8 protein-coding genes and 1 other annotated feature are annotated in these 11,707 nt (G+C 29.3%); of the genes, 5 read left to right on the top strand and 3 right to left on the bottom strand.

From position 1 onward, the window contains the following. The first annotated feature begins 91 nt into the window (after nucleotides 1–91). The 5 genes from B5D11_RS10970 to B5D11_RS10950 all read left to right on the top strand — a co-directional run bounded on the left by B5D11_RS10970 (nucleotide 92) and on the right by B5D11_RS10950 (nucleotide 5,696). A complete protein-coding gene (locus B5D11_RS10970) occupies nucleotides 92–355 on the top strand; it encodes a TM1266 family iron-only hydrogenase system putative regulator (protein WP_078683082.1) in 264 nt (87 codons plus the stop codon). A gap of 12 nt (nucleotides 356–367) precedes the next feature. Then, nucleotides 368–1,423, top strand: a complete 1,056-nt coding sequence (gene hydE / locus B5D11_RS10965) for a [FeFe] hydrogenase H-cluster radical SAM maturase HydE (protein ID WP_078683081.1) — start codon at nucleotides 368–370, stop codon at nucleotides 1,421–1,423. Nucleotides 1,424–1,446: 23 nt separating this feature from the next. Next, on the top strand, nucleotides 1,447–2,865 hold the full coding sequence (hydG, locus tag B5D11_RS10960; RefSeq protein WP_078683080.1) for a [FeFe] hydrogenase H-cluster radical SAM maturase HydG: 1,419 nt from the start codon (nucleotides 1,447–1,449) through the stop codon (nucleotides 2,863–2,865). 27 nt (nucleotides 2,866–2,892) lie between these two features. Beyond that, nucleotides 2,893–4,083: a [FeFe] hydrogenase H-cluster maturation GTPase HydF gene (gene hydF / locus B5D11_RS10955; protein WP_078683079.1), complete on the top strand. Its 1,191-nt coding sequence runs from the start codon at nucleotides 2,893–2,895 to the stop codon at nucleotides 4,081–4,083. A gap of 239 nt (nucleotides 4,084–4,322) precedes the next feature. Then, a complete protein-coding gene (locus B5D11_RS10950; protein WP_078683078.1) occupies nucleotides 4,323–5,696 on the top strand; it encodes an MATE family efflux transporter in 1,374 nt (457 codons plus the stop codon). A 233-nt stretch (nucleotides 5,697–5,929) separates the two neighbouring features. Here B5D11_RS10950 and B5D11_RS10945 read toward each other — a convergent pair whose 3' ends face one another. The 3 genes from B5D11_RS10945 to B5D11_RS10935 form a co-directional block, all read right to left on the bottom strand. Next, complete coding sequence (locus tag B5D11_RS10945) at nucleotides 5,930–7,204, bottom strand: methyl-accepting chemotaxis protein (RefSeq protein WP_242942285.1); 1,275 nt, start codon at nucleotides 7,202–7,204, stop codon at nucleotides 5,930–5,932. 273 nt (nucleotides 7,205–7,477) lie between these two features. Continuing rightward, complete coding sequence (gene thrS / locus B5D11_RS10940) at nucleotides 7,478–9,415, bottom strand: threonine--tRNA ligase (protein WP_078683076.1); 1,938 nt, start codon at nucleotides 9,413–9,415, stop codon at nucleotides 7,478–7,480. Between the two features lie 85 nt (nucleotides 9,416–9,500). Further along, nucleotides 9,501–9,708, bottom strand: a binding site (T-box leader). Between the two features lie 258 nt (nucleotides 9,709–9,966). Further along, on the bottom strand, nucleotides 9,967–11,703 hold the full coding sequence (locus tag B5D11_RS10935; protein WP_078683075.1) for an NADH-dependent [FeFe] hydrogenase, group A6: 1,737 nt from the start codon (nucleotides 11,701–11,703) through the stop codon (nucleotides 9,967–9,969). Between the last annotated feature and the right edge of the window lie 4 nt (nucleotides 11,704–11,707).

The raw sequence follows: 11,707 nt of genomic DNA, 5'->3' as shown, positions 1-11,707 counted from the left end.
TTTTTCTATGATTTATGTTTATTGTCCTTGTACCCGTTTGGGTTCAAGGATTTTTTATTATAAATTCTCTCATTTATGAAAGGAGTTAAAAATGGATACAAGAATTGCTTTAATTGGTATTATTGTTGAAGATTCAGATTCTGTTGAAAAAATTAATAAAATATTACACGAATATAGAGAGTATATTGTGGGAAGGATGGGTATACCTTATAAAAAACGTGATGTATCGATAATAAGTATTGTTATTGATGCTCCAAACAATGTAATAAGTGCCCTTTCTGGAAAGCTTGGGATGCTTCCTCATGTAAATATTAAAACTGTATATTCTAAACTACCCTCTTCTTTAGATAAATAACGGAGGTAATTTATGGGAAATTTAAAAGAGTTAATAGATAAACTTGAAAATAAAAGAATTTTAAGCCTTGAAGAATTCATAGAGCTTTTAAGCAATTTTACAGAAGAAACATCAAATTATCTTTTTGAAAAAGCAAGAAATACTTCTAAAAAATATTTTGGAAATAAAATATACACCAGAGGGCTTATTGAATTTACTAATTATTGTAAAAATGATTGTTTTTACTGTGGTATAAGAAGAAGCAATGTAGATGTTGAACGCTATCGTTTAAGCAAGGAAGACATTTTAAACTGTTGTGAAAATGGATATGAACTAGGTTTTAGAACCTTCGTACTCCAAGGAGGTGAAGATTTACATTATAGTGATGACTATATAGTGGAAATTGTATCTGAAATTAAAAAAAGATTTCCAGATACAGCTATTACTTTGTCAATTGGTGAAAAAAGTTATGAATCTTATGAAAAATACTATAAAGCAGGTGCTGATAGATATCTTCTTCGCCATGAAACAGCAAACTTTAAACATTATAGTATGCTGCACCCTGAAAATCAAACAGCTAAAGCTCGTCAACAATGTTTAAGAGATTTAAAAAAAATAGGCTATCAAGTAGGTGCAGGTTTTATGGTAGGTTCTCCCTATCAAACTATAGAAAACATTGCAGAAGATTTAATTTTTATAAATGATTTGCAACCTCAAATGGTTGGAATAGGACCTTTTATTCCACACCATGCTACTCCCTTTTCTGATTTCCCTCAAGGGAGTTTAGATATGACATTATTTTTAATTGGAATATTAAGGCTTATGATACCAAATTTACTTATTCCCGCTACTACAGCATTAGGAACTATTGACCCAAATGGACGAGAAAAAGGTATTTTGGCTGGTGCAAATGTAGTAATGCCAAATTTATCTCCGGTTAAAGTCAGAAAACAATATTTATTATATGACAATAAAATCTGTACAGGAGAAGAAGCGGCAGAATGTAGATTTTGTCTTGCTAATAGAATGAAAAAAATTGGATATGAACTAGCTGTAGATAGAGGAGATTTTGTTCCATTAGAAAAATAATAATTTAAAAAGGAGTCTTAAATATGTATAATTGTAAATCAAAAATTGCAACTGAATTTATTGATGATGAAGAAATTAAGGAAACACTTGCCTATGCACAGGCAAACAAAAGAAACAGAGAACTTATAGACAGCCTTATAAAACGTGCAGAAGACTGCAAAGGCTTAAATCATCGTGAAGCTGCAGTTCTTTTAGAATGTGACTTAGAAGATGAAAATGAGAAAATGTATAAACTTGCAAAGAAAATAAAGCAAAAATTATACGGAAATCGTATTGTAATGTTTGCCCCTTTATATCTTTCAAATTACTGTGTAAATGGATGTGTTTACTGTCCTTATCATTATAAAAACAAAAATATTGCAAGAAAAAAATTATCTCAAGAAGATATTGTAAAAGAAGTTATAGCTCTTCAAGATATGGGACATAAGCGTTTGGCGTTAGAAGCAGGAGAAGATCCTGTAAACAATCCAATAGAATATATTTTAGAAAGTATAGAAACTATTTATAGTATTAAACATAAAAACGGAGCTATACGTCGTGTTAATGTAAATATTGCTGCTACAACAGTAGAAAATTATCGTAAACTTAAAGAAGCTGGTATAGGTACTTATATACTTTTCCAAGAAACATATAATAAAAAAATATATGAAGAACTTCATCCAACAGGACCAAAGCATAATTATGCTTATCATACTGAAGCAATGGATAGAGCTATGGAAGCTGGAATTGATGATGTAGGACTTGGAGTATTATTTGGTCTTAATATGTATCGTTATGATTTTGTAGGACTTCTTATGCACGCAGAGCATTTAGAAGCTGTTTACGGGGTTGGTCCTCATACAATAAGCGTACCTCGTATCTGTCCAGCTGAAGATATAGATCCTAATAATTTTTCAAATGCAATTCCTGATGATATATTTGCTAAAATAGTCGCTGTACTTAGAATTGCAGTACCTTATACAGGAATGATTATATCTACTCGTGAATCTCAAAAAACCCGTGAACGTGTTTTAGATTTAGGAATATCACAAATAAGTGGTGCTTCAAGAACAAGTGTTGGAGGATATGCAGAAAAAGAAGATAAAACTCATACTTCAGCACAATTTGAAATAAGTGATGACAGAACATTAGATGAAGTTGTTAACTGGCTTATGAGACTAGGCTATATCCCAAGTTTTTGTACAGCATGCTATCGTGAAGGAAGAACCGGTGATCGTTTTATGAAACTTGTAAAATCCGGACAGATTGCAAACTGCTGCCATCCAAATGCTTTAATGACACTTAAAGAATATCTTGAAGATTATGCTTCTGAAGATACAAGAAAAATAGGTGAAGATTTAATTAAAGAGCAAGTTGAACTTATACCTAATGAAAAAGTTAGAAAAATAGCTAAAGAACATTTAAATGATATAAATAGTGGAAAACGTGATTTTAGATTTTAATTTTTAAATTTAGGGAAGGAGAAAAAAATGAGCTTACAAAGTACACCTCGATCAAACAGACTTCATATTGGTATATTTGGAAAAAGAAACAGTGGAAAGTCTTCTCTTATAAATGCACTTACCAATCAAAAAATAGCTTTAGTTTCAGATGTTGCTGGTACAACTACAGATCCAGTTTATAAATCTATGGAAATTCATGGTATTGGTCCTTGTGTTTTTATTGATACAGCTGGTTTTGATGATGTTGGTGAGCTTGGATTAATGAGAGTTTCTCAGACTAAAAAAGCTATGGAAAAAACTGATATTGCTATAGTTGTTTTTACTGATAGCCAAATTGAAGAAGAATTAAAATGGATATCTGATTTTAAAGAAAAAAACACTCCTGTAATTGCTGTAATAAATAAATCTGATATATTGGATAATACAAAAGAACTTTGTAAAATTATTAATGAAAAATCAGGTCTTAATCCAATTATAGTAAGTGCAAAAGATAAAACTGGTATAAAAAAAATTCAGGAAGAACTTATAAGACTTCTTCCTGAAGATTTTGAAGCAAAAAGTATAACTGGAAATTTAGTTAAAGAAGGCGATTTGGTTTTACTTGTTATGCCTCAGGATATACAAGCTCCAAAGGGAAGACTTATTCTTCCTCAAGTACAGACAATAAGAGAACTTTTAGATAAAAAGTGTGTTGTTTTAAGTTCAACTACAGATAAATTAGACGAAGCATTATCTTGTATTTCAAAACCTCCAGAACTTATTATTACTGATTCTCAAGTTTTTAAGACTGTTTATGAAAAAAAGCCTAAAGAAAGTAAGTTAACTTCTTTTTCAGTCTTATTTGCAAATTATAAAGGTGATATAGATTATTTTGTAAAAAGTGCTTATGCTATTGAAAATCTTACAGAAAACTCTAAAGTATTAATTGCAGAAGCTTGTACTCACGCACCTTTAGAAGAAGATATAGGACGTGAAAAAATTCCAAAAATGCTTAAAAAAAGAGTTGGCGAAAAACTTACATGCAATGTAGTTTCAGGTGCAGACTTCCCTTCTGATCTTTCAGAATATGACTTAATTATTCATTGCGGAGCCTGCATGTTTAATAGAAAATATGTTATTTCAAGATTAGATGCCGCTAAAGAGCAAGGAATTCCTATGACTAATTATGGTGTTGCAATAGCTTATTTATCTGGTATATTAGATAAAATAGATTTTTAGTTTGTATAAAATATAAACTAATAAAATATAATTATTATTTTATTATATGCTATTGAATGCAAATTAACTGCAATAAAATGTAATTATTATTTCATTAGATAAATGCATTAAATAAACTTTATATCTATATAAATATTAATAGTATAAAATAAACTAAAGCGATTTTTATAAATTTGCTTTAGTTTATTAATTTATATGATATTATTAATATAGATAGTTTTTTAAAAGAAGGTAATGAAATGAAATTAATAAGAAAAGATATATTAAGTCTTGCACTTCCAATTTTAACTGAACAGATTTTTGTTATATCTATGGGTATGGTTAATACCATGATGGCTGGACATATAGGTAAAGAAGCTGTATCTGCAATAGGTATGGTAGATTCAATAAATAATATTTTTATTGCTTTTTTCTCTGCTTTAGCTGTAGGAGGAACAGTCGTAGTTGCTCAATATGTTGGACGTGGAAATATAAAAAAAGCAAATGCAGCTTTAAAACAGGCTTTATATGCTGGTTTTTTGCTTTCTTTTGTAATTACTATTATTACATGGATTTTACGTGAACCTTTAATAAGTATATTATATGGTCAAGCTGATCCTTTAGTTATAAATAATGCTTATATATATTTAGGAATAACCCTACTTACTTATCCTTTGATTTCAATAGATTTAATTTCTAACGGTATTCTTAGAGGTGCAGGAGATACTAAAACTCCTATGAAAATTACTATATTTATGAATTTTATTAATGTAATATTAAGTTATTTCTTTATTTATGGAATAGATGTTAAAAATTCACATTTTCATATTTATATACCTGGAATGGGCATAAAAGGTGCTGCTCTTGGTATTGCTGCAGCTAGAACTACAGGAGCAATTATAATAATAATTGTGCTTTTAAGAGGTTCTCGAATTATAAAGTTAAATAAGATTTTTAAATTTAAATTTGATAGAGAATATCTAAGTTCAATATTTGGAATTGGAATACCTGCAAGTGTTGAATCTTTACTTTTTAATGCAGGAAAATTAATTACTCAAATTTACATAGTAAGCATGGGTACAATATCCATAGCATCAAATTCTATAAGCGGCTCCATAGCAGGAATGATTAATATCCCTGGTAATGCTTTATCTATTGCTGCAACAGCAATAGTTGGACAACATATGGGAAGAAAAAAAGAAAAAGAAGCTGAAAATTCACTTAGGTATATTTTATTTTTTTCAGCTGTTTGCTTAACAACATTAGGACTTATTTCTATTCCTTTAGCTAAAGTTCTTGCTTCATTATATACCGATAATGCTGATATAATTAATTTATCTGCTAAAATTATAAGAGTAAATGGAATATTTATTATATTTTGGCCTTTCTCTTTTGTCCTTCCAGCTGGTCTTAAAGGTGCTGGAGATGCAAAATATACAATGGTTACAGCAATTATAGGAATGTGGATTTTTAGAATAACTCTTGGATATTTATTAGGTATTAATCTACATTTAGGTCTTTTAGGAGTTTGGCTTGGAATGTTTATAGATTGGATTGTAAGAGGTGCTTTATATTACATAAGGTTAAATAATGGAAAATGGAAAAATCATTCTGTAATTAAATCAGAATCTTAAAAAGCAAACCGCAAATTAAATGCTCTTATCAAACTTATAAAGTTTTAATCAAAGCATTTAATTTGCGGCTATTATTTTATAAAATATTCTAAAATTTGCTTAAGTTATTATAATAGTTTATTTTAGCAAAAAGAAAGTTACTTCTATAATTTCTTCCACTTTAGCCTTAATATTATAAATATTTTGTTTTAACTTAACACTACTTTTTGGTTAATAATTTTAAATTTGATATATTAAATCTTAAATCTTGAAATTTCATTTTTTAATTTATTTGCACTTTCTTCTGCTTTAGCAGCCTGTTTAAGAATTTTGTTATATTTATCATTAACATCAGATACTTTATTTGCTATATCAGCAGTGCCTCCTGCACCTTCAGTTGCAGCTTGTGCAACTCCATCTATAATCTTTAATACATCACCAAGAGATGCTAATAATTCTTCTGAAGTTGAACTAAAATCTGTTACAAGGTTATCTACAAATTTTGCATCTTCACTATATTTTTCTGCCACTTCAATCATAGTCTTGTAATCCTTGTCCACATCTTTTGACATAAAATCTAAAAGATTATTTGAATTTTCTACAAGATTTTTTACTGCATTTATTACTTTGCTTGTTATATTTTGTATTTCACTAACTGTATCTTTTGACTGCTCTGCAAGCCCTCTTACTTCTTCAGCAACTACTGAAAATCCTCTTCCTGATTCCCCTGCTCTTGCAGCTTCTATTGCTGCATTTAATGCTAAAAGATTTGTTTCTTCTGTTATTTGCATAATAGTACTAGATAATATATTAATTTGTTCTACTACTTTTGATTCCTCTATAGCCTTTTCAAGTTTATCCTTTGTATTTACAAATATATTATTTGCTCTTTCTTTAGCACTTATAACTGTTCCTTTTATTTCATTTGCTCTTTTATCTATCTCTCCTGCCTGCATTGCTCCTTCTTGAGATTTTTGTGCTATTAAGCGTACTGCTTTTTCTATTTCCTGTGAAGTTGCAGACATTTCTTCTGCTGAAGCTGCTGTTTCTTCCATGCTTGCAGAAAGCTCTTGTACAGTTGCAGATACACCTTCTATATTATTATTTAATTTTGTCATATAACTATTTAAAACATTAACTACATCTTCAAGTGTGCCAGTCTCATTCATAATTTTTTTAATTAATCCTATTAAAAAATTCTGCATTTTATTTATATTATTTGCTAATTTACCTATTTCATCATTACTTTTTATTTCATATTTATTAGTTAAATCTCCATTACTTATAGCGTCAAAATGTTTGTTTAAGTTTGATATAATGGAAATTAAAGTAAATCTACCTATCAAAAAAGAAATAAAACCAACAAATACACCTGCTAGTAAGCATGTTAAAGTAAAATACAATGAATATGAAGGCTTTTTATAATAGGTAAAAAAGCTTACTAAAAAAGGAAATATAGCCCCCATTATAATACCTGACAATAGGGAAAAATACATATATCTTTTAATAATACTTTTCCTAAAAGACATCATTAACTGCCCCCTTTTTATTTTTGAAATTTTCATTTTATAATATGCCTATAAATGTAACTAAGTGAAATTTTTACTTATAAAATTATTATAACCATACAAATATTCAAAATCAATCTTAAAATAAATAGTGTACTTCAAAATAAATTAATATAGCCGCAAATCTTAGTCTTTTCGTTTATTTAATATTTATATATTTTAACGAAAGCACTTAATTTGCGGCTATTTTTAAGCTTAGAAGTTTTATGAGCTTAATTGTAAAACTTTATAAAACTATCTTTCTTTATTTTCTACTTCTTTAACAATTCTTTCTATAAAGGCTTCTAAAGCTACTGCACCTTCATCATCATTTTTGCGGCTTCTTACTGATACAGTATTTTCTGAAGCTTCTTTTTCACCTACTATAAGCATATATGGTATTCTCTGCATACGAGCTTCTCTTATTTTATATCCTATTTTTTCTGCTCTATAATCAGGCTCTACTCTTATACCTTTAGATTTAAGTTCTTTAACTACTTTATCTACATAGTCATGATACTTTTCAGATATTGGAAGAACTTTAACCTGAACTGGAGCAAGCCAAGTTGGGAAAGCTCCTGCATATTTTTCAATAAGCATTGCTAAAGTTCTTTCATAGCATCCTATAGAAGTTCTATGAATTACATAAGGATATTTCTTTTCTCCATCTTTATCAACATAAGTCATTTCAAATCTATGTGCTAAAGAGAAATCAATTTGAACAGTTATTATTGTATCTTCTTTCCCATGAACATTTTTAAATTGAATATCAAGTTTTGGTCCATAAAAAGCTGCTTCGCCTTCTGCTTCTTTATATTCTAATCCTAAATGTTCAAGTATATTCTTCATTATACTTTGAGTATTTTCCCAATCTTCATCTGATCCTATATATTTTTCTTTATTTTTAGGATCCCATTTTGAAAATCTATATGATACATCTTCTCTAATGCCTAAAGTATCAAGCATATAATTTATTAAGTCTACTACACCTTTAAATTCTTCTTCAAGCTGGTCTGGTCTAACAATTAAATGACCTTCTGAAATAGTAAACTGCCTAACTCTTATAAGTCCATGCATTTCTCCTGAAGCTTCATTTCTAAAAAGAGTAGAAGTTTCACCATATCTAAGAGGTAGATCTCTATAACTTCTTTGTTTAGCTTTGTATATTTGAAATTGGAATGGGCATGTCATTGGTCTAAGTGCCATAACTTCTTCATCTTTTTCTTCATCGCCTAGTACAAACATTCCTTCTTTATAATGATCCCAGTGACCTGAAATTTTATAAAGATCACTTTTAGCCATAAGAGGAGTTTTAGTTAAAAGATATCCTCTTCTTTCTTCTTCATCTTCAACAAATCTTTGAAGTATTTGAATAACCTTTGCTCCTTTTGGCATAAGAAGCGGAAGTCCTTGACCTACTTCTTCAACAGTAGTAAAAAGCTCTAATTCTCTTCCAAGTTTATTATGATCTCTTTTTTTAGCATCCTCTAATTTTTTTAAATATTCTTCAAGCTCATTTTTCTTTGTAAAAGAAGTCCCATAAATACGGCTGAGCATTTTATTCTTTTCGTTTCCTCTCCAATATGCTCCTGCAACTTGAGTTAATTTAAATGCTTTTATATATTTAGTATTCATTAAATGAGGTCCTGCACAAAGATCAATAAATTCTCCCATTTTATAAAAAGATATTATAGAATCTTCTGGAAGATCATTTATAAGTTCAACTTTATAGTTTTCACCTTTTTCGCTCATAAGCTTAAGTGCTTCTTCCCTTGAAAGTTCAAATCTTTCTATTGGAAGTTCTTCTTTTACTATTTTTTTCATTTCTGCCTCTATTTTTTCTAAATCTTCAAAAGAGAAAGATCCTTCTTTATCAAAATCATAATAAAATCCTTCTTCTATAGCAGGACCTATGGCAAGTTTAGCTTCAGGGAAAAGTCTTTTAACAGCCTGAGCTAATATATGAGAAGTTGTATGTCTAAAAGCTTTTTTACCTTCTTCATCATTAAAAGTTAAAATATTTAATTCGCAATCATCATATAATTTAAATCTTAAATCTACTGTTTTTCCATTTACGCTCCCTGCACAAGCTACTCTTGCTAATCCTTCACTTAAATCTTTTGCAACTTCTAAAACTGATATTCCTTTTTCATACTCTTTTTCTGAGCCATCTTTTAGTTTAATCTTAATCATATAAATTCTCCTTTCTTATTAATTAAAAATTTTGTTTAATTACCATTTTGTACAAAATAAAAAACTCTCGTCTCATATCTTAAAGATATGGGACGAGAGTGCATACTTCTCCCGCGGTTCCACCCAAATTAATCATATAAATGATTCTCTTAAAAATTATAACGGAATTACCGGGCTTTATTAGAGCCTCTCTGAGGTGGTCTTCAGTACCCTTTCATTTAAGGATAATTTCAGCTTCTTTATCCTCTCTCTGAAAACTACGGGGAACTTACTCTTCTCATCATAGAATTAATCAATATTTTGTTATAGTAATTATAACATTTTAAAACTCACTGTCAAGCATATTTGAAAAATTTTATACAGTTATGATTAATTTATTATAATATACTAATATATCACAATTTCTGTTGATAAGTAAACAAAAACAATTAAAAAAACACCAGTTTTACTGCTACTAATACTATAAAAATTTTAGAACATTTTTAAATGTCTTACAAATATTTAAAAATCTTTATATATAATTGTATAAAAATTTAACTTTATATGTTAAATTAAAATTTGCTTCTTTTAACATAATGAGTATGAAGTAATTCATGACTTAAATGCCCATTTGGCTCTTTTAAATATTCTTCATATATTTTAATTATATATGGATTTTTATGAGATTTTCTTATGACAAATGATTCATCCTCATCATAAATTGCTTTAGCTCTTTTAGCTTTTATATCTATTTCTTCTTTTATTTTTGAATCAACAATTGGCTGACCACCTCCTGTTACACATCCACCTGGACATGCCATAACTTCTATAAAATCGTATTTTTTTTCATTATTTCTTACAGAATCTAATACTTTTCTTGCGTTGGCTAATCCGTGTGCTATTGCAGCAGTTATTTTTCTTCCATCAGGCAGCTCAACTGAAGTTTCTTTAATACCTTCAGTCCCTCTAACTTGAGTATAGTTTACATTATCTATTTCTTTACCTGATAAAATTTCTGATACTGTTCTTAAGGCTGCTTCTGCTACGCCTCCAGTAGCTCCAAATATTACAGCAGCACCAGTTGATTCTCCAAAAGGATTATCGAATTGTTCTTCTTTTAAGTTTACAAAATCTATTCCTGCTTCTTTAATCATTCTGGCTAATTCTCTTGTAGTTAGTACATAATCTACATCATAAAGACCAGTATTAGATAATTCTTCTCTTTGTCCTTCAAACTTTTTAGCTACACAAGGCATTATTGAAACAACAACTATTTTTTCAGGTGATATATTCATCTTATTTGCAAAATAAGATTTTATTAGTGCTCCTTCCATTTCACTTGGAGATTTGCATGTTGATAAATTATCAAGCATATCAGAATAATTATGTTCAACAAATTTTACCCACCCAGGACAGCATGATGTCATAAGAGGTAATGTTCCTCCATTTTTAATCCTATTTATTAATTCAGTGCCTTCTTCCATTATAGTTAAATCTGCTGCAAAATCTGTATCAAATACTTTGTTAAAACCTAATTTTTTTAGTGCTGAAACCATTTTTCCTGTAACTCTTGTGCCTATTGGAAGTCCAAATTCTTCTCCTAATGCAACTCTAATAGCTGGAGCTGTTTGTACAACTACATATTTTTCCCTATCAGCTAAAGCTTTCCATACTTCATTTATAGATTCTCTTTCATATAATGCACCAACTGGACAGGACATTATACATTGTCCACAGTTTATACAAATGCTTTCTGCAATAGGTCTTTCATATACCGTAGTTACTTTTGTATTAAATCCTCTTTGTGAAAAATTAATAGCTGCTACACTTTGTACAGTTTGGCACGTTTTAACACATCTACCGCAAAGTATACATTTTTCTGCATCTCTAATAACAGATGTGGAAGATGTGTCAATTTTAGAAATAGTCTTCTCTCCAATATAATTTATATCTCTTATATTTAAATCCTTTGAAAGCTTTTGAAGTTCACAATTTTCACTTCTAATACAAGTAGTACATTCTCTTTTATGGTTTGATAACAAAAGTTCAACTACCATCTTTCTTGCTTCTCTTACAGAAGCGGTATTAGTTTTAATTTCCATACCATTTTCACAAGGCAATGTACATGATGCTATAAGTTTCTTCCCAGCTTCTACCACGCACACTCTGCAACTAGCCACTTCATTTATATCTTTTAAAAAGCATAATGTAGGTATTTCAATGCCTGCTTTTTTAGAAGCTTCCAAAACTGTTGTCCCTTTGGGAACTTCTACCTCAATGCCATCTATAGTTAGTTTAACTGTTTCCATCGTC

It is taken from the genome of Clostridium sp. USBA 49, from assembly GCF_900167505.1.
Taxonomy (GTDB): domain Bacteria; phylum Bacillota; class Clostridia; order Clostridiales; family Clostridiaceae; genus Clostridium_AT; species Clostridium_AT prolinivorans.
Note: the sequence above shows the minus strand (reverse complement) of the source record. Positions and strands in the feature narration are given on the sequence as shown.